The organism is Bradyrhizobium sp. (genome assembly GCF_035309285.1).
Lineage (GTDB): Bacteria > Pseudomonadota > Alphaproteobacteria > Rhizobiales > Xanthobacteraceae > Bradyrhizobium.
The window spans coordinates 1-18,196 of record NZ_DATGFH010000005.1; the positions used below are offsets into that span (position 1 = coordinate 1).

Sequence of the window (18,196 nt, forward strand, 5' to 3'; positions counted from 1 at the left end):
GGCCGCGCCTAACCTGCCCTACGCTTGCTGCTCCGAATTCACTTTGGACATTCTGGCAAGCTCAGCAGATTGTCTGGCATGTACCCGTCAGCTTCTGTCTTGATATATTTGTTGCCGTATTGGCTCAACGCAACAATTACCCTGACATCGCGCGAGCCGACTCGGACGTGGAACTGCCATTTATTGCTCTCTATCCCCCGAACTGCCTCTTCCTGTGTGACTCGCCATCTTTGTCCGTTGTTGCTTAGTCCACCGATGTGAGTAATCCGCTCGTGTGGATTCATTCGGTCCGATTTATTGATGCACAGGATTTGATTAGACATCGCTGCCGGCCGTTGGATTTGTATCAGGTTGTCCCTGAGGCAGGTCTTTCATCAGTTCAACGATCGTCTCTAAAGTCTCATGCTCGTCATAGAGGACGATCGCACTGTTTGTGAGTATTAGCGACTTCTTGAATTTCCGGAGAAAGGCCATTCCAATCAACACACCAGACGAATCTTCGGCTAGGAGGATCGTTCCATTCTCGACTTGGCCGGCCAGGTGAACGTCTGCCGTCGCGAGATGGTTGGTTACGATGCTGCCGTCACCTAACATTACGTTGGCAGCTCCCTCGGTCTTGAGCCCAAGCTCAACCATTTCGAAAAGCGGGAGTTCGACGAACCCGGTAAATCCCGTGTCAATGACTGCTTGATATGCCTTCGATCCCGACGCCCCTGCAACCCGGATTTCGATAGTTGGGCTTCCCGTTGAGTCAAATCCGCCCGGGATGAGCGTCTGCTACTCGTCGACTGAGCTTGAACGCACCCGGAGAGCCGATTCTGACGAGGTAGAATATTCCGTCCGGAAATTGCGCGCGCGCACGGGCCAAAGCTGTCTCTGGAAAGTCTTCAACAACAGCTTGCTCTGACTTTACATCGACGGCAGCGTAACGCCCCAACCATTTGGACTCGAAGTCGGTGCGATACAGCCTGTTGTAAATCGCTGATCCTTGCTCCACGATATCTTTAGAGCTCTGTTCAGTCACATGTTCTGGCATGCGAGATCACCTCTCGAGTTCGAGTATCGAACACAATAGACGGCCTTCCTCACAACGGCAAATTATCGTGCTTCTTCGCTGGTATCTCGACATGCTTGTCCCTGAGCATCGCGAGCGCCCGCGCGATCCGGCGCCTTGTCGAATGCGGCATGATGACGTCGTCGATATAGCCGCGCTCGGCGGCGATGAAGGGGGAGAGGAAGCGGTCCTCGTATTCACTGGTGCGGGCTGCGATCTTGTCGGGGTCGCCGATGTCAGAGCGGAAGATGATCTCGACCGCGCCCTTGGCGCCCATGACCGCGATCTGCGCGGTCGGCCATGCGTAGTTCATGTCGGCGCCGATCTCCTTGGACGCCATGACGTCGAAGGCGCCGCCATAGGCCTTGCGCGTGATGATCGTCACCAGAGGCACCGTGCATTGCGAATAGGCGAACAGCAGTTTCGCGCCGTGCTTGATCAGCCCGCCATATTCCTGCGCCGTGCCCGGCAAAAATCCGGGCACGTCGACGAAGGTCACGATCGGGATGTTGAAGGCATCACAGAAGCGCACGAAGCGCGCGGCCTTGCGTGAGGCATCCGAGTCGAGCACGCCCGCCAGCACCATCGGCTGGTTGGCGACGAAGCCGACCGTGCGGCCGGCGATCCGGCCGAAGCCGGTGACGATGTTCCTGGCAAACATCTCCGAAATCTCGAAGAAGTCGCCCTCGTCCACGACCTTCAGGATCAGTTCCTTCATGTCGTAGGGCTTGTTCGGATTGTCGGGAATCAGCGTGTCCAGGGACATGTCGACGCGCTCGATCGAGTCGAAGCTCGGCCATTCCGGCACGCCGTCGGTGTTGTTGGCGGGCAGAAAGTCGATCAGGCGGCGCATCTGCAACAGCGCCTCGACGTCGTTCTCGAAAGCGCCGTCGGCGATCGAGGAGCGCGTCGCATGCACCGAGGCGCCGCCGAGCTCCTCGGCGGTCACGACCTCGTTGGTGACGGTCTTCACCACGTCGGGGCCGGTGACGAACATGTAGCTCGTGTTCTTCACCATGAAGATAAAGTCGGTCATGGCCGGCGAATAGACATCGCCGCCGGCGCAGGGGCCCATGATGACCGAGATCTGCGGGATCACGCCGGACGCCACCACATTGCGGCGGAACACGTAGGAATAGCCCGCAAGCGCGGCGACGCCCTCCTGGATGCGCGCGCCACCGGCGTCATAGAGGCCGATGATCGGCGCCCGCGCCTTCATTGCCATGTCCTGCAGCTTGGTGATCTTCAGCGCATGCGTTTCCGACAGCGAACCACCGAACACCGTGAAGTCTTTGGCAAAGACAAACGTCTTGCGGCCGTTGACCGTGCCCCAGCCGGTGACGACGCCATCGCCCGGGATCCTGGTTTTCTCCATGCCGAATTCGATCGAGCGATGCTCGACGAACATGTCGAACTCCTCGAACGAGCCCTTGTCGAGCAAAAGCTCGATGCGCTCGCGCGCGGTCAGTTTGCCGCGGGCGTGCTGCGCCTCGATGCGCTTTTTGCCGCCGCCGAGCTTTGCGCCCGCGCGCCGTTCCTCAAGGGTGTCCAGGATATCCTTCATCGGCGTCCGCCCGTCCTTATATCAGTGGCAATTTTCAGGTTTCTAACAGGCCGCCTCGCAAACCAAAAGCCGCTTGGGGGCGCTTCGGGCCGCGCCCCGGGACAGCGAAATCGACTTGAGAGTGAAGGAGTTATGCGGATGAGCGAAACCATTGCGCAAGGCGCGGCAACCGGTCAGGTCGCCGGCGAAGTCACGGGCGGCGTCAAGATCCTGCTCCGGCTCGAGGGGCTGACGCTGTTTGCGAGCATGGTCGGGCTTTACGCGATCTGGGGCGGGTCCTGGTGGGTTTTCGCCGTCCTTTTCCTCGTCCCCGACCTCAGCTTTGCGGCTTATCTGGCGGGCCCTGAAGCGGGCGCGTTCATCTACAACGCTGCTCACAGCTACCTCGCGCCGGTCGCGCTGATGACGGCAGGCTTTGCCTTGGCCGAGCCGCTGACGCTCTCGATTGCGATGATCTGGCTCGCCCATATCGGCATCGACCGCGCGCTGGGCTACGGGCTGAAATATGAGGCCGGATTCGGCTTCACCCATTTAGGCCGGATCGGCCGCAAACAGGCAGGCGTGTGAACAGTGTTGATGCGCCGGTCCAGCCCCCTCGTGACGGCTTGAATAGTGGCCGCCAAGCCGCAATGGTGGGCAAAGTACGCGTAGCTTCGCGCACCCGTCGTCCCCCGACATCCTTGGCCCCTATTTGGTCAAATTCGCGTACTTCCCCTGCGGATACTGAATCCCTGCGATCCGAATCATGATGGCGATGCCTGCACCTGTCATTTCCCTACCCTCCGGCGCCCAGCAGGAAACCGTCGATTTCCTGCGCCGGCTTTCCAGCATGCTCACGGGCGGCCGCAATGCGGAGATGCTGATGGCGGCGGCCGACATGATCGAGACGCTGGGCCGGCGCGCCACGACCGCCGAGCAGCTTTACCAGGAGCAGCAGGAGGACCACGCGCGTAACCTCGAGCTCCGCGAAGTGGCCGAGCTTGCGAGCGACAACCTGCTCGCCGAGGTCGATTCGCTGAAGGCCGAAATCGATGTGTTGAAGGCGCAGCTTGAAGAGCGCAGCGGGCAGCTTGAAGAACACGGCCGACAGCTCGATGAGCGCAACCGCCAGGCCGAGATCGACCGCAACTGGTTCGCCGAGGAGACGCTGCGCGCGCAGGCCCAGGCCGAACAGGCCGAAGAGAAGCTTTCCGCACTCCACGCCGAGGTCGACGAGCTGCGCAAGCCGCCTCCGCCGGAGGCGATCGACGAATCCATCGCGGTGGTGCCGGTCGAGCAGCTCAAGCTCGCGCGCACCCAGTTCGACTATCTGGCGAAGACTTTTGCCAGCAGCGGCGACGTGGTATCGATGACCATCTGCGAGATCGGCGCCCGCGCCCTCGACAAGGCGCTGGCCGGCGGCGAGGCCGGCCTGGCTCCCAAGTAGCCGCCGTCACGCCTCTCCGGCCTTGAACGGCTCCTCCTTGTCCGGCGGCACGGTCTGCTCGGCCATGGCGAGGATCATCGCGACCATCACGTAGTTGCCGGCAACCGCGGCGAGATCGACGATCTGTTGATCGTTGAAAATTGCCCGCGCCCGCGCAAAGGTTTCATCGGAGACTTTGTACGTGTTGGTCAGCTCGGTCACGAAATCATAGACTAGCGCCTCGTCCTCGGCCATTTTCGAGGGCCGCTTGTTCGCCTTCAACTCCGCGATGATGTCGGCCGACAGCCCGGCCTTCGTCGCAATCGGCACATGTGCGAACCATTCCACCTGCGAACGCCACTGCCGGCCGATGATCAGGATCGCGAACTCGTTGAGCCTCGTCGGCACCGAGGTCTTCCAGCGCAGATAGTCGAACAGGTCGAACAGCCGCTGGCCCAGCACCGGGCTGCGCAGAAGCAAATTATAGGGCCCGCCGATACCGACGCTGGAGACCTTCATGACCTGGTCGCCGAGCGGCTTCTGCGCCGCGTTGAGCTGCTCCAGGGTGAGTTGCGGAAATCGCGGCAGCTTGCCTGAGGTCGACTGCATGGTTTCTCCCATTTTGATTGCGTCTCAGCTTAATTGCGCGCGGCAAATTGAACCAGCACCCTCAGGAACCTTTTGAACTCCTTCGCCGATGCGGCGTTGGACTGCGCATCACCGCACAGGGAACAAGGAGGTTTCCGATGACCCGATCCAATGTCGCAACAGCGGGATGCCTGCTCATTGCGCTGAGCTTTTCGGGCGCTCCCGCACTATCAGCCGTTCGCTCTCCCTTCCTTGCCATGGCGGGCACCTGGTCTGGCGGCGGCACGCTCAGCACCGCCGACGGACAGCGGCAACGGCTGCGCTGCCGCGCATCCTATAACGTCGCCGGACGCGGCGATGAGCTCAGCCTCAACCTGCGCTGCGCCAGCGAAGCCTACAATTTCAACCTGGCGAGCAATGTCGCCTATCGCGGCGGCGCAATCTCAGGGCAATGGACCGAAGCCACCCGCAATGCGTCCGGCATCATCGAAGGCCGTGCGGTCGGCGATCATATCGACGCGGCGGCGCGCGGCCAGAACTTCTCGGCCAACCTGTCATTAACGACACGCGGCGGCCGGCAGACGGTATCGATCCATCCGCTGGGTGGCGGCGAGGTCAGGGACGTCACGCTCGTGCTCGACCGGCGCTAGCTTGATTGCCGGCGTTTAGCGCGGCTGCTGCTTGGTCAGCCGCAGCACGAACACCAGGACTTCCGCGACGGCCTTGTAGAGCTCGGAGGGGATTTCATCGCCGAGCTCGACATTGGAGAGCGCGCCGGCGAGCACCTCGTTCTCTTCGATCGGGATGTCGTGCTCTTTGGCAATCTCGATGATCTTGGCACCGATGGTGCCCTTGCCCTTGGCCACGACGCGCGGAGCGCCGGTGCGGTCATAGTGCAGCGCGACCGCGAGCGTGTTTCTGGCTTCGGTGCTCACAGCGCGCGATCCAGGAAATGGCCTGCCCTGGCAGGCACGACTTGCGGCGGCGCGCCGTCGCGGATCACGATGTCGCCGGGCGAAAGCTCGGCCTTGCTCAGTGCCTGACTGAGCTCGGAGGCGCCGGCGCGAAGCCGTGCCGCAGTCTGCGGCCGCTCCGCCCACATCCGCACCGAGGTGCGATCGCCGGTGAGCGAGATGAGCGCATGCACGGGACCGGCCGGCTCGACGTTGAGCGAGAAGCGCGCCTGCCAGGTCCGTTTCGCCGGCTCAACGGCCTCGCCGCCGCCGTCGCGCGAAATCTCGAACTGCGCCATTGCAGTGCCCTGCGGCGTGGCAAAGGGAATTTCGAAATTCCAGCGCGGAATCGAGGGATCGATACGGTTGCCGGACGCGTCGACGCGATCAGGCAAGGACGCCACCTGCAGCAAGGTCTGGCGCGCGAGCGCGGCATCGGTGTCGTCGAGCAGATGATGCACGGTGGTCGACAGCGGCGCGTTCGGCGCGATCGATGAGGTCGCAACCGGCTGCGCCGAGGGCAATGCCCCGCGGAACGGCGGTGGCGGCGTTGACGCCGTCGGCGCATTGGGGCTCGCGGCTCCCTGCCCGTTCTGCCCGATTTGTCCGTTCGGCGAGGTGATGATCGCGGCCGGGCTAGCCGCCGTCGGCGGCATTTCCTGCAACACCTCCTGCAGCAGATTGAGCGCGGCGCCCGACGTGACCGAGCGCACGGGCGAGCTCAACAGCGCCTGTGCCAGCAGGAGCTTGTCCGGATCGGCCGCGGCGGCAACATTCGGGAGCGGCAACCGGAGCTGGGAAACAGTCTCATGCCGGTCCATCTCAGCCGGCAGCGACGGCGCGAGTGGCGGGGAGGCGACGTTTGGCTTGGTGACGTTTGCTGGAGCGCTCGCCGACGGCGATGTCACCGCATTCTGACCCTCCACGGCGCTTGCGAGCGTCTGGCGCAGCACGATCAGCGCGGCCTTCAGGTCGGGAACGGTACCGTTCGAGGCAATGGCGCCGGAGGCAAGCGATGCCTCGAGGAACAGGCCGGACTTCTGGAACGCGCTCTGGATATCGCCGCCGGAAAGAGTCTCGTCGAGGGGCGTCTGTTGCACGAGCACACTGGCGATCGCCTGTTGCAGCGCCGGCGGCAAACCGTTCGACGAGGCCGCTGCATTGAGGTTGGCGAACAACGGCGCCAGGCTCTGCTGCGCAGTCGCGGCGTTTTCGGACGCCACGGAAACCGCGATGCGTTCGAGCGGCGTCAGCGGATCATTCGCGGCGGCGATAGTCGCCGCGGGGCTGACGGGAGCATTCGGCGCAACGCTCGCAGCGTCATTCGTCGTCGTACCGGTGCTGGCGCCAGCGGCGGCAGTTCCCTGCCCCACGATCTGCAGCCGCACGACGCCATCCTGCGGCTGCGATACCGCGAGCTGCAGATTCTGCCCCGGCGTCAGCGCAACCTCGGTGAGCACGTCGATCGAGAGATTGGCAATTGCGATCCGCACGAGATTGTCGGCGAGCACGCTCTCGACCTGCGCGGGCACGACCGTGCCCGGCTGCAGCACGACGCCATCGCTCGCGCCGCCCACGTTTGGGGCAGCGATCACCGGAACGGTCGGATTGACAGGTGTTATCGCCATGGCCCGCAAGGCTAACGCGGACGGCGTAAACCTCTCGTTAACCGGCGCTCTTCAGCGCCTGCAAAATCGCCACCGCAGCCTCGAAATCGAGCTTCCGCATCGCGCGGCGCGCGGACACTTCCTCGTCCTCACCCCATTGCTCGGCGTTGAAATCCTCGTCCACGTGGGCGGCCGCCCAGATTTCAGCGGGATCGCGCGCGCCCTCATGCAGCGCGAGCGCGAGCAGCGCAGACCCCGTCAGCGTCGTCACCACATGCAGCGCCGCCACCGACCAGGGATCGCCCGGCAGTGCGTTGCGCGCTGCGGCGACCGCCTGCTCGGGCTGGTGCACATGCATGATGCCCTGCGCCAGGATGAAATGCGCGCCGAGCGCGTCCGCCGCCCAGAACAGCACGGGATCCCAATGCTGCGCCTCGCGCGCGACCAGCGCCTCGGGATGGCCAGCGCGATAAAACAGGAGATCGGAATGGAAATATTTGGCGATGTCGTCTCGCACGACCCCAACGCGTTCGACCACGGCGTCGACGACGCTGTTGGCAAACCGCGTCATCGGCATGGTCAGGGGATCGATGGTTTCTTTCTGCGCGTCCCATTCAGCCATCATCGCTTCGGCCATCGCCCGTTTCGGCACGGCGACGATCTTGCCCGACGGGGTCTTGATCGGCTTGCCGTCGAGCGCCACGGCGAAGCCACCGTCGGTCTCGATCATTGCTGTGGTCGCATAGAACCGCTTGCGCTGGGGCGCGCGCGTAGCGCGCCGCACCGCTTCCTGCGGATCGAGCGGCGACTTGCCGGCCACCTCGTCGAACAATTCACGCATGAAACCTTGCTTCCCTCGGTCGCATCACTTCGCCCTGCAAACTATGATAAGTACGCGGCCGAATAAAGCGAGCCACGCGTGAGACGGATCTTTGCAGCGATCCTGGCCTTGACTTGCGCCTTCACGGGCGCGAGCGCCGGGTTCCGCACACCGGAATCGTTGGTTCGCAACGTCTATGCCTACTATGGCAACGGCGCACCCGAGCTCTCTCACGGCCTGCCGCACGACGAGGCGGCCACCGAACGGTTCTTCGATCCCGGCCTGCGCAACGCCTGGCGCGCGCTCCGCGACGAGCCGTATGACTTCCTGGTGCAGAGCCCGACCTGGAAGCTCGGCCCGGTCACGATCGCGGTCTCGCGCCGCCAATTCGACAAGACCTATGTTGCAGCGAGCTTCGACAATCAGGGCCGCGCTGTCACGCTGACCTTCATCCTGGTGAACGGCCCCGAGGGCTGGCTGATCACCGATATCGAGAGCCCGTATGATTCCTTGCGGATGTTTATCGAACAGGTCAAGTAGCGCATGATCCGGAAAAGTGGGCACCGGTTTTCCTCGCGACAAACGCGAAGCGTTTGCGCGGAGATCATGCGCAAAATATAAGCCTCAGCGATTGGCGCAGGCGCGCGAATAGGCGGCGCGATCGGCGGGGCCGAGGCCGGCGGCTGCGGCCTCATCGAGGCAGCGAATGATCCGATCAGAAAAGGATTCGCGAGGCGCAACTTGTTGAACGGGACGCGACGGCTCGTCTAACTTGGGCACCACGGGGACCTCTATCCTGGGTGGCGGCGGCGGAGGCGGCAGGGGCGGATTGAACTGCGAGCCGCCGACAAGACCGTTCGGCGACTGCGCGAAGGCCACGTCGCCCGCGAGCACCGTCACACCTGCTAGCACCACTAACGACAGCCGTTTCATCTGCCCTATGTCGTGATCAGCCAAGCGGATCGCAAGCCGCTATTCCTCGGGCGCGTGCTCGATCGGATCGAAGCGATCGGCTTCCAGTCCGAGCAGGTTCCAGGATTGCAGCATGTGCGGCGGCAGCGGCGCGGTCGCGTCGATCACGCCGCCACGCGGATGCGGGATCACGATGCGGCGCGCCAGAAGATGCAGCCGGTTCTGCAAACCGCCCGGCAATTCCCAGTTCTCCTTGTTGAAATATTTGGGATCGCCGACGATGGCGTGATCGATATGGGCCATATGCGCACGCAATTGATGGGTGCGGCCGGTCACGGGCTTCAACGACACCCAGGCGAGCTTGTTGGCCGAGGTTTCCACCACCGCGTAATACGTGACCGCATGGCTCGCGCCTTCATCGCCGTGGGCGGCGATGCGCATGATGGAGTCCTCCTCGCTCTCTTCCTTGGCGAGGTAAGTTGAGATACGGCCCTGCTTCGGCTTCGGCACGCCGGCAACCAGCGCCCAATAGATCTTGCGTGCCGAGCGATGACGGAACGCGCCGGTCAAATGCGTCGCGGCAAAGCGCGTCTTGGCCACCAGCAAGCAGCCCGCGGTTTCCTTGTCGAGCCGATGCACCAGCCGCGGCTTCTGGCCCTTGGCGTCGCGCATCACCTCCAGCATCTGATCGACATGCCGCGTGGTGCCGGAGCCGCCCTGCACGGCGAGGCCCGCGGGCTTGTTCAGGACCAGCACGTCGTCATCCTCGTAGAGCGTTATTTCCTTGAGTTGCTGCAGGGTGCGGTTCTCGGCTTCGCTCAACGCCGCGGTCGCTCTCGGCGCATCGAGCCGCAGCGGCGGGATGCGCACGCTCTGTCCCGCCTCAAGCCGGTCCTTGCTGTCGGCGCGCTTGCCATTCACGCGCAACTCGCCTTTGCGCACGATGCGCTGGATGTGGGAGAATGACAGCCCGGGAAAACGCGCCTCGAGGAAGCGGTCGACGCGCATATTGTCCTCGTCCGGCGTCACCACCATGGTCCGGACCTTGGTCGGCAGCGGCAGCTCGGCCTTCGCCTTTGCGGGCTCATCGGTGAATTTGCGCGGCTTTTCGTGCCGCGGCTCGCCGCGCTTCCCGGAGAAGCGCGCAGCCTTGTCGCCCGGCCGATGCGCCGCCGCGCGCTCGGCCTTGAGGAAATCGCGATGCGGGCGCGCGCCCGGCGCGGTGGTTCGCTTGATACGGCGGCTCATGCGGGTCGTCCAGCCTTGCGCGAGGTTGATCGATTTGCCCGACGTGGCAGCGCGGCGATCTCGGTCCCGATCTCGTTTTCCGCAAGCCGCAACTCGTAGAGCTGCTGCAAATTCATCCAGAACTGTGGTGTCGTACCGAACCAGTGCCCCAGCCGCAGTGCGGTATCGGCCGTGATGCCGCGCTGACCGTGAATAATGCCGGTAATGCGGTTCACAGGTACATCGATCTGGCGCGAAAGCTCCGCCGCTGTGATGCCGAGCTCTCGCAATTCTTCAGCAAGATGTTCACCGGGGTGGATGGGGGTTCGTGCCAAGTTAGTCATCCCTTCAGTGATAGTCGACGATCTCCACATCGACCGGGCCAGGCGATCCATCGGGCCACGAGAAGCAGATCCGCCATTGATCGTTTATTCGAATCGAGAACTGCCCGGCACGATCGCCTTTGAGTGCTTCAAGTCGATTTCCCGGCAGTGCGGCCAAATCGGCGAGGCTGGTGGCCGCGTCAAGGCGATCAAGCCGCAACTCGGCTTGCCGAGCAAAGCCCGAAAATTCCTTGACGTGCCGTCCGGAGGCAAACCGTTCGGTCGCCTTGTCCCGATAGCTGACGATCACGGGAGATTTGATTAGCAAGGATTACGACTTACGTAAATAGTAAATCGATCAACGGCCAGCTTTCGTTCAAATCTGCCGGAACACCAGCCATCCTGGGCAGACACCAGCAAAGCAAGAGAGGAAACCCGCGTGACAAAGACGAAACCCACTTGGGCATTGGCGGCGGCGCTGATCCTCACCTCCTCCGCCCTCTACGCCCAGCAAAGCCCGATGCCTGAGGACATAGCCTGGACGCTGATCGAGATCGGCCACACCGTGGATTCGCCTAAGACCGCGGCCCTCTACGCGCCGCTGCAGGGGAAGGAGCCCTATCACGGCGTCAAGGTCGAGCGCGATGTCAACTATGGCCCGGCCGATCGCAACCTGCTCGACATCTTCTTGCCGGAGGCGGCATCAGCGGCACGGCCGGTGCTGATCTTCGTCCACGGCGGCGCCTTCATCGGCGGCAACAAGCGCGGGCCCGATGGCAGCCCGTTCTACGACAACATCATGCTGTGGGCGGTGAAGAACGGCTTCGTCGGCGTCAACATGACCTATCGCCTCGCGCCGCAAAACCCTTGGCCTGCAGGCGCGGAGGACGTCGGCGCCGCGGTCGCGTGGGTGGTGCAAAACATCGCCGCGCGCGGCGGCGACGTTTCCCGCATCTACCTGATGGGCCACTCCGCCGGCGCGGTCCATGTCGCGGACTACGTGTCGCATCCCCAGTTCTTCAAGGTGAAAGACGGCGGCCTCAAGGGCGCGATCATGCTGTCGGGCATCTATGATCTCACAGGCAATAAACTTGGCAGCGCCGAGAAATCGTATTTTGGAACGGATGCCTCCCGCTACGCGGAGCAGTCGTCGGTGCAGGGACTGGTCGCAACCAAGACGCCGTTCATGATCGTCACCGCCGAGCTGGACCCATCGGTCTTCGGCGCGCAGTTCAACCTCCTGAAGGCCGCCGCCTGCAAGGGCGCAAGCGGCTGCCCGCGTGCGGTGGTGCTGCCGCAGCACAGCCATATGTCGGAGGTCTATTCGATCAACACCGCCGATGACCGCCTGACCAATCAGATCCTGGACTTTGTCAGAAGCGGCAAATAGCGCATCGAAAAGGGGCGTATCATCGGCGACCAGGCGGCGAGGATGCGCAGCGCCTTGCCGCCGCCGCGCCAGCGCCACGCGAGCCGTGCCGGATTTTCCAGGCTTTCGGCGAAACCAAACAGGGCGACCACGACCATCGCGACCAACTGCCCCGGCCCGATCAGCAGCATCGGCAGCATCAGCGCCCAGCACGCGCCGGCACAGGCCGCGCCGTTCTTCACGCCGAAGCGAAGGGCATCGAGGTCTGCGGCAAGCCCAAAGGCAGCCAGCGGCGGCCGCCGGTGACAGCGGTTGAGACACCACTGCTTGGCGGGCGAGACCTGCCAGACGAGCGCGAGGGCGACGGCAAGCCCAACACCGGCGAGCGGCGGCACGCCCCTCCGCAACAGCCACGCGGTCATCTGCAGGGCCACACCTACCATCATCCACACCGCGACGAAGCCCAAGACAAACAGCAGCATCGACCGCGCCCGCCGTCTTGCAAAACTGCGCTCGCGGACGTGCCGGAGCGGCAGAAGCGCAAGCGGCAGCATCATGGCGACGACCATCAGCGCCCAGCTGAGTGCCAGTTGCGCAAACGAATCGGAGATGCGCGCAAGATCGAACGATACCGACAGCGGCAGCGCGGCCTCACTTTCAGCCGAGCAGATTGCCGGCAACGGGAAAACGCTGCCGCCAACCGCCAGCATCACCCAGGCGATCAGAATGACCGTCCCGAACGGCACAAGCCAGGCATCCGGCCGATGCGCGGCACGCTCCATCTCGCGGTTCCTAACCCGATTGCCGGAAGATGCTGATGTGGCCGATGCTGACCGGAGTTCTGTCTGGCACCGGCTTGAGCGGCACGAGGCGGACGTGAAGCTGGTCCACGTTCAACGCGCCTCGCAAATGCAAGGTGTCGACGACGTGGGTGATTTCGATCGTGAAGTTGAGACCATTACCGGCATGTGGGCCGTCCATCGCGCTAGCCTTGCTGAGGCCAAACAGGCCGACGCTGCCGGCCTTCAACTCCGGATGCATCGCCGGATCATCGCCCTCCGGCACGTTGATATAGACGCTGAACACGGTGGCGTCGTTGGCGCCGCGCACATTCTCCAGGTTGAGGAAAATACGGTCCGGCTCCGGCGGCCCGCCGGCCATACCTTGCAGGCTCGAGGTCACCCTGCTGCGCACGGCATGGTCGAGGTGCACGGAGGCGCTCGCTCCTGACCCCGTCAGGCTCAACGCACCCCGACTGCCTCCAAGTTTTTCGACGTGCTCGGCCATCGCTGCGGCCCTCCCGCTCGGTTCGGCCGGGGCCATTCCCAGCCGTTGGCGGCGCGCCGCAATCTGCGGCTGGACCGCCGGCGCGGATACATCATCATAATTATAGCCGAGCGTCGCGAGACTGATGGTGTCACCCGGCGTATAGGTCCAGCTCGTGCCTCCCGGCATCGGCATCGCGAATGCCTGATCGCCGGTGCTTGCCGGCCCCTTCACCCATCTGGCCTCGGTCGGGTCGGTATGCGAGGGGCGGCTCTTGTTCCAGACCTCCCAGAGCCGGTCGATATTGGCGTGATGCAGATAAAAGATCGGATCGTTGCCCGCCAGATCGGGTACCGACATCAGGCCCGGATTCTGGTCGTCGCCGCCACCCACCAGGACATGCACCATATCGTGCGGCTGCATCTCCACTCCGCCATGGCTCGTGCCACTATGCGCGAAACCGGTTCTGACCCCGCCAAAGCCTTGGCTTCCGCCCTGTCCAGGGCCGACGAATTTTGCATCGCCGAGCGCATTCTGCTCGATCTGATCCGTCGGGATGACGACGTTGCCGCTGCCATCGACGCCGTAGCGCTGCACGACATAGAGCGGATTATCGCCGGTTCCATTGGGCCAATCCGGCGATGCGAAAGCCGGCGGCAACTGGTTCTGGTTGGGCCTGAGGTAATTCCAGTAGGGCAGCGCCCAGGTTGCGCCGGGCCCACCCAGTTGGGTGATCGCGTCGCGCACCACGGCCTCGAGCGCCAGGAGGTAGCCGCGATGCCAGGGCAGGAAATACCAGCTCCCGTGCTGGCACTGCATCCAGTAGGTCTTCATGTCGCCGTCGCTCGGCGGCTGGTCACCTTCGGTGAGAAGGCCTAGCGAAGACCACAGATTCTGATCGAAGCCGTGGATCGCGCCAAAGAAGCGCCAGCTCGTGGGATCGTTCAGCGGACGCGCCTGCATCGCCTTGACGCCGCGCGCGTACCACAGAATTGGATCAGCCCAATCGCCGCCCAATTCCCAGACATTTTGACGGGTGAAGGCCATGGCCGTTAGCCTCGCTTGGTGAAGAAATCGGTTGACCCAATGCGCTTTTAAATCTGAGGAGGCATTACGGTGATCGCGGTGACGGGGCGTACGATCACGACAATGCAAAACAATCAAATTCTGGTCGGGTCGCCAAATAACAATGATGCTACCTTAGGGCGTCACGATTTGTCTCTAGCAAGGCCGAAGCGAAAGCCTCGCTGACCAATTCACGCGAGCCATCCGTGACATAGCGAGGGCGCGGCGAAGCATGTGTGAACGGCGCCACGTATCGCGAAATTTTTCCGGAGCCGTTGGCGAACATGACGCTCGATCGAGAATGATTGACAGCTCCCATGTCGCAATGCATTCTCTTGGTCGGGTGGATACGACCCGCTGCTTGCGCTCTCACGGGCATGGTGAACGTATCAAGCCGCTTCCGGCCCCCTTTGCCCTTAGCGAACGACTCAGTAACGCAAGCATCTGACGCCTCTCGTTCGCCAAAGCAGAGGACCAACTCATGCGCGATTTCCGCGAAGCCAAGGCTATGGCGCAGACGCTGCGCGACTCCCTGAAGGCCAAATCGATCTCTCTCACCCACAGCGAGAGCCTCGAGCTCATTGCCAAGAGCTTCGGCTTCCACGACTGGAATGTGCTGGCGGCCCGGATCGAGGCAAGCCAGGCGGTTGATGACGAGCCGACCGAGGCGGCCCGTGCAGTCGCTTCCAATTCCGCCAGAGCTGTCATCCCGATCGTGCCGCTGCGCGACATCGTGCTGTTTCCGCAGATGGTTACGCCGCTCTTCGTAGGGCGCGACAAGACCAAGCGCGCGGTGAACAGTGCGCTCGGTGGAGACGGCGTGATCCTTGCCATCACGCAACGGCGATCCGGCGATGATGATCCGAGGCTCGGTGATCTCTATCCAGTCGGTGTGACGGCGAGCGTGGTCAAGGTCATCCCGCTGAGCGATGGAACGTTCAAGCTCATCGTCGCCGGTCTGCAGCGCGTAACCATCGTCAGACCGATCGAAGGCGACTATTTGAGTGCCGAGGTCGCAGTGGTCGAGGACGTTCGCGGCGAGCCGACCCCCGAGACGCTGGCGTTGACGCGCGAAGTCCTGGACGCATACCAGGCCTTTGCCAGGACGCCGCCGTCGCGGTCCCATAGCCATCCCGTCGAGCCCGGCATGCTGGCCGACAGCATTGCCGTTTTGCTGCAAGTGCTGTCGGTCCGGATCGACAAGATGGCACACCTCCTCGAAACGGCTGATGTGGTGCGTCGTCTCGAAATGTTGCGAGACCTCATGCGGGTGTCACAGCAGGCGGCGTGACGCACGCCTATTCGCCAGCCTTCTCCCGCCTGAGCTTGGCCCAGTACTCGAGTCGCTTCCTGATCTCGCGCTCGAAGCCGCGCTCAGGTGGGTCGTAGAAGGTCTGGCGTCCCAGCGCCTCCGGAAAATAGTCCTGGCCGGAAAACGCGTCCGGCGTGTCGTGGTCATATTCGTAGCCGGCGCCGTAGCCTTCCTGCTTCATCAACCTGGTCGGCGAATTGAGGATATGCTTGGGCGGCAGCAGCGAGCCCGCCTCTTTCGCGGTACGTATCGCGGCGCCAAATGCCGTGTAGGCCGCGTTCGACTTCGGCGCGGTCGCGATATAGATGACCGCCTCGGCGATGGCGAGCTCGCCTTCGGGCGAGCCGAGGAAGTCGTAAGCATCCTTGGCGGCGTTGGCGATCACCAGTGCCTGCGGATCGGCAAGCCCGATATCCTCGACCGCCATGCGCACGATGCGCCGCGCCAGAAACAGCGGATCCTCGCCGGCATCGAGCATGCGCGCGAGATAATACAGCGCGGCATCGGGATCGGAGCCGCGCACGGATTTGTGCAGTGCCGAGATGAGGTTATAGTGGCCGTCGGCGGACTTGTCGTAGATCGGCGCGCGCCGCTGCAGGATGTCCTGCAATTGCGCGGCATTGAAGATCTCGCTGCCGCGCGCCGAACGCCAGACCTCTTCGGCAAGCGTCAGCGCCGCGCGGCCATCGCCATCGGCCATGCGCACCAGTGCGGCACGGGCTTCGGCATCGAGCGGCAGCTTTCTGCCCTCGACCGCTTCGGCATGGGCATAAAGCTTTTCGATCGCAGCCGCGTCAAGCGAGTGAAACACCAGCACGCGCGCCCGCGAGAGCAACGCCGCGTTGAGCTCGAAGGATGGATTCTCGGTGGTGGCGCCGACCAGCACCACGGTGCCGTCTTCCATGACCGGCAGAAACGAATCCTGCTGCGCGCGGTTGAAGCGGTGCACCTCGTCGACAAAGAGCAGCGTGCCCCCGCCCGTCTCGCGCCGCGCGCGTGCCGCGTCGAAGGCCTTTTTCAGGTCGGCGACGCCGGAGAACACCGCAGATAGCTGCTCGAAATGCAGGTCCGTCGTATCCGCCAGGAGCCGCGCCACCGTGGTCTTGCCGGTGCCCGGCGGCCCCCAGAAGATCAGAGAGCCGAGCGTGCGCGTCTCAAGCATCCGCGTCAGCGCGCCGTCAGGACCCAGGATGTGGTCCTGTCCAACGACCTCGGACAATTTCTGCGGGCGCAGCCGGTCGGCCAGCGGCCGCGGCGCGTCCTGCTCGAGGCCAGCGGCCGCGAACAGGGTCGTGCCCTCGCGTTGTTGCTGGTTTGGTCGCTTGGCGCTCATCCGCCCAGCGTCACGTTGATCTGCTGGCCGCCGCGCACCAGCGTGATGCGCCAGAGCCGCGACGATTGGCTCGTCGCCCGTTCAAGATCGATCGTCTTGCCGATCTTGGTATTGTTCACGGCGACGATGATGTCGCCCTTCTGGAAGCCGAGATTGGCAGCCGTGGAATCATCGGCAACGCCGGTGACGACGACGCCCTGGGTGTCGGCGTCAAGGTGCAGCTCGTCAGCCACCGCCGGCGAGATGTTGGAGACCTTCGCGCCCTGGAACGGCGAGCGCGAGGTCAATACGATCTCGCTACGGCCGGAATCCGGCGCACTCTCGAGCGCCACCGCGAGCCTGATCGGCCTGCCGCCGCGGGTTACGTCAAGCTCCGCGGTGCCGCCGAGCGGCTGCGTCGCGAAGCGATAGTCGAACGCGTTGGGGTCTTCGATGGTCTGGCCATCGACTGCCGTGATCAGGTCGGAGGATTTCAGCCCGGCCCGCGCGGCCGGACTGTTGGCGACGACGCTTGCGACCAGAGCCCCGGTCGGCGAGCGCAACCCCAGGCTTTCGGCGATCTCCGGCGTCACCGCCTGCAGCTTCGCGCCGAGCCATGGCCGCTTCACCACCTTGCTGCCGCTCTTGGCCGAAGCCACGACGATGCGAACCATGTTGGAGGGGATCGCAAAGCCGATGCCCTGCGAGCCGCCGGAGCGCGAATAGATCGCAGTGTTGATGCCGGCGAGCCGGCCGGTCATGTCGACGAGTGCGCCGCCGGAATTGCCGGGATTGATCGCGGCATCGGTCTGGATGAAGAACTGGTAATCGGTGATGCCGACCTGGGTGCGCGCGAGCGCCGAGATGATGCCGTGGGTCACGGTCTGGCCGACACCGAAGGGATTGCCGATCGCGAGCACGACGTCGCCGACCATCAGCTCGTCCGAATTGGCGAAGTCCAGCGTCGGAAACCTCTCATGGACGTTCTTCAGCTTCAGCACCGCGAGGTCGGAGCGCGGATCCTTGAGCACAATCTCGGCCTCGAACTCGCGCTTGTCCGATAGTGACACCTTCACCTGATCGGCGCCCTCGATGACGTGAACGTTGGTGACGACGAGGCCGGACGGATCGACCATCACGCCCGAGCCGAGCGAACGCTGCATCTGCTCCCGCGGGCCGCCCTGCAATCCGAAAAACCGGCGGAAAATCGGATCGTCCAGGAGCGGGTTGTGGTTTTGCACGATCTTGGCGGCATAGACGTTGACGACCGCGGGCTGCACCCGCTGCACGATCGGGGCGTAGGAGAGCCGGAGCTCCGCGGCCGAGGATGGCACCCTGCGGTCCTGCGCCAGCGACGGCAGCGCGACAACGACCGAGATGAGCAACACAGCCAGGGAGCGGATCGAGATCATGCGGAGA

22 protein-coding genes are annotated in these 18,196 nt (G+C 63.6%); 6 read left to right on the forward strand and 16 right to left on the reverse strand.

Annotated elements, in window-relative coordinates; translation table 11 throughout:
• Positions 1 to 38 precede the first annotated feature (38 nt).
• The 4 genes from VKR55_RS01615 to VKR55_RS01630 all read right to left on the reverse strand — a co-directional run bounded on the left by VKR55_RS01615 (position 39) and on the right by VKR55_RS01630 (position 2,618).
• The gene (locus tag VKR55_RS01615) at positions 39 to 323 is read right to left on the reverse strand and encodes a DUF3892 domain-containing protein (protein ID WP_324399052.1); all 285 of its coding nucleotides are present in this window, start codon (positions 321 to 323) and stop codon (positions 39 to 41) included.
• Positions 316 to 636, reverse strand: a complete 321-nt coding sequence (locus tag VKR55_RS01620; protein ID WP_324399053.1) for a hypothetical protein — start codon at positions 634 to 636, stop codon at positions 316 to 318. Before VKR55_RS01620 ends, VKR55_RS01615 begins: the two co-directional genes overlap by 8 nt.
• A 115-nt stretch (positions 637 to 751) precedes the next feature.
• Positions 752 to 1,036: a hypothetical protein gene (locus VKR55_RS01625; RefSeq protein WP_324399054.1), complete on the reverse strand. Its 285-nt coding sequence runs from the start codon at positions 1,034 to 1,036 to the stop codon at positions 752 to 754.
• Between the two features lie 49 nt (positions 1,037 to 1,085).
• Positions 1,086 to 2,618, reverse strand: coding sequence for an acyl-CoA carboxylase subunit beta (locus VKR55_RS01630; protein WP_324399055.1), 1,533 nt, complete (start codon positions 2,616 to 2,618; stop codon positions 1,086 to 1,088).
• Between the two features lie 138 nt (positions 2,619 to 2,756).
• On the opposite strand from VKR55_RS01630, the gene VKR55_RS01635 reads away from it, so the two are divergent.
• Both VKR55_RS01635 and VKR55_RS01640 read left to right on the forward strand, forming a co-directional pair.
• Positions 2,757 to 3,185 carry a DUF4260 domain-containing protein gene (locus VKR55_RS01635; protein WP_414642281.1) on the forward strand — a complete coding sequence of 143 codons (429 nt, stop codon included), beginning with the start codon at positions 2,757 to 2,759 and terminating at the stop codon, positions 3,183 to 3,185.
• A 187-nt stretch (positions 3,186 to 3,372) separates the two neighbouring features.
• On the forward strand, positions 3,373 to 4,044 hold the full coding sequence (locus tag VKR55_RS01640) for a hypothetical protein (protein WP_324399057.1): 672 nt from the start codon (positions 3,373 to 3,375) through the stop codon (positions 4,042 to 4,044).
• Positions 4,045 to 4,050: 6 nt separating this feature from the next.
• Here VKR55_RS01640 and VKR55_RS01645 read toward each other — a convergent pair whose 3' ends face one another.
• Positions 4,051 to 4,632: a carboxymuconolactone decarboxylase family protein gene (locus VKR55_RS01645; RefSeq protein WP_324399058.1), complete on the reverse strand. Its 582-nt coding sequence runs from the start codon at positions 4,630 to 4,632 to the stop codon at positions 4,051 to 4,053.
• A 137-nt stretch (positions 4,633 to 4,769) separates the two neighbouring features.
• Between VKR55_RS01645 and VKR55_RS01650 the strand changes: the two genes are divergently transcribed.
• Positions 4,770 to 5,261, forward strand: a complete 492-nt coding sequence (locus VKR55_RS01650; protein WP_324399059.1) for a hypothetical protein — start codon at positions 4,770 to 4,772, stop codon at positions 5,259 to 5,261.
• A gap of 15 nt (positions 5,262 to 5,276) precedes the next feature.
• Here the strand turns inward: VKR55_RS01650 and VKR55_RS01655 are convergent, their stop codons facing one another.
• From VKR55_RS01655 to VKR55_RS01665, 3 genes are read right to left on the reverse strand one after another with little or no spacing between them, the layout of a single operon-like run.
• Complete coding sequence (locus tag VKR55_RS01655) at positions 5,277 to 5,546, reverse strand: EscU/YscU/HrcU family type III secretion system export apparatus switch protein (protein WP_324399060.1); 270 nt, start codon at positions 5,544 to 5,546, stop codon at positions 5,277 to 5,279.
• Positions 5,543 to 7,192 carry a flagellar hook-length control protein FliK gene (gene fliK, locus VKR55_RS01660; protein WP_324399061.1) on the reverse strand — a complete coding sequence of 550 codons (1,650 nt, stop codon included), beginning with the start codon at positions 7,190 to 7,192 and terminating at the stop codon, positions 5,543 to 5,545. The genes VKR55_RS01655 and fliK overlap by 4 nt, the downstream gene beginning before the upstream one ends.
• Positions 7,193 to 7,229: 37 nt before the next feature.
• The gene (locus VKR55_RS01665; RefSeq protein WP_324399062.1) at positions 7,230 to 8,012 is read right to left on the reverse strand and encodes an ATP12 family chaperone protein; all 783 of its coding nucleotides are present in this window, start codon (positions 8,010 to 8,012) and stop codon (positions 7,230 to 7,232) included.
• 78 nt (positions 8,013 to 8,090) lie between these two features.
• Between VKR55_RS01665 and VKR55_RS01670 the strand changes: the two genes are divergently transcribed.
• Complete coding sequence (locus VKR55_RS01670) at positions 8,091 to 8,531, forward strand: hypothetical protein (RefSeq protein WP_324399063.1); 441 nt, start codon at positions 8,091 to 8,093, stop codon at positions 8,529 to 8,531.
• A gap of 84 nt (positions 8,532 to 8,615) precedes the next feature.
• Here VKR55_RS01670 and VKR55_RS01675 read toward each other — a convergent pair whose 3' ends face one another.
• The 4 genes from VKR55_RS01675 to VKR55_RS01690 are packed head-to-tail and all read right to left on the reverse strand — an operon-like array spanning position 8,616 to position 10,763.
• On the reverse strand, positions 8,616 to 8,924 hold the full coding sequence (locus tag VKR55_RS01675) for a hypothetical protein (protein ID WP_324399064.1): 309 nt from the start codon (positions 8,922 to 8,924) through the stop codon (positions 8,616 to 8,618).
• Positions 8,925 to 8,963: 39 nt separating this feature from the next.
• The gene (locus VKR55_RS01680; protein WP_324399065.1) at positions 8,964 to 10,151 is read right to left on the reverse strand and encodes an RluA family pseudouridine synthase; all 1,188 of its coding nucleotides are present in this window, start codon (positions 10,149 to 10,151) and stop codon (positions 8,964 to 8,966) included.
• The gene (locus VKR55_RS01685; RefSeq protein ID WP_324399066.1) at positions 10,148 to 10,465 is read right to left on the reverse strand and encodes a HigA family addiction module antitoxin; all 318 of its coding nucleotides are present in this window, start codon (positions 10,463 to 10,465) and stop codon (positions 10,148 to 10,150) included. The genes VKR55_RS01680 and VKR55_RS01685 overlap by 4 nt, the downstream gene beginning before the upstream one ends.
• A 13-nt stretch (positions 10,466 to 10,478) precedes the next feature.
• Positions 10,479 to 10,763, reverse strand: a complete 285-nt coding sequence (locus VKR55_RS01690) for a type II toxin-antitoxin system RelE/ParE family toxin (RefSeq protein ID WP_324399067.1) — start codon at positions 10,761 to 10,763, stop codon at positions 10,479 to 10,481.
• Positions 10,764 to 10,892: 129 nt separating this feature from the next.
• Here VKR55_RS01690 and VKR55_RS01695 point away from each other — a divergent pair, with 129 nt between their 5' ends.
• The gene (locus VKR55_RS01695; RefSeq protein WP_324399068.1) at positions 10,893 to 11,843 is read left to right on the forward strand and encodes an alpha/beta hydrolase; all 951 of its coding nucleotides are present in this window, start codon (positions 10,893 to 10,895) and stop codon (positions 11,841 to 11,843) included.
• On the opposite strand, the gene VKR55_RS01700 is transcribed toward VKR55_RS01695, so the two are convergent.
• Positions 11,810 to 12,604: a copper chaperone gene (locus VKR55_RS01700; RefSeq protein WP_324399069.1), complete on the reverse strand. Its 795-nt coding sequence runs from the start codon at positions 12,602 to 12,604 to the stop codon at positions 11,810 to 11,812. The genes VKR55_RS01695 and VKR55_RS01700 overlap by 34 nt on opposite strands.
• A gap of 10 nt (positions 12,605 to 12,614) precedes the next feature.
• Positions 12,615 to 14,135: a tyrosinase family protein gene (locus tag VKR55_RS01705; RefSeq protein WP_324399070.1), complete on the reverse strand. Its 1,521-nt coding sequence runs from the start codon at positions 14,133 to 14,135 to the stop codon at positions 12,615 to 12,617.
• Positions 14,136 to 14,634: 499 nt separating this feature from the next.
• On the opposite strand from VKR55_RS01705, the gene VKR55_RS01710 reads away from it, so the two are divergent.
• Entirely contained in the window at positions 14,635 to 15,444 is an 810-nt protein-coding gene (locus tag VKR55_RS01710) for an LON peptidase substrate-binding domain-containing protein (protein WP_324399071.1), read from the forward strand.
• Between the two features lie 7 nt (positions 15,445 to 15,451).
• Here VKR55_RS01710 and VKR55_RS01715 read toward each other — a convergent pair whose 3' ends face one another.
• Positions 15,452 to 16,798 carry a replication-associated recombination protein A gene (locus tag VKR55_RS01715; protein ID WP_324399072.1) on the reverse strand — a complete coding sequence of 449 codons (1,347 nt, stop codon included), beginning with the start codon at positions 16,796 to 16,798 and terminating at the stop codon, positions 15,452 to 15,454.
• Positions 16,795 to 18,189, reverse strand: coding sequence for a DegQ family serine endoprotease (locus VKR55_RS01720; protein WP_324399073.1), 1,395 nt, complete (start codon positions 18,187 to 18,189; stop codon positions 16,795 to 16,797). The genes VKR55_RS01715 and VKR55_RS01720 overlap by 4 nt, the downstream gene beginning before the upstream one ends.
• Positions 18,190 to 18,196: the final 7 nt, after the last annotated feature.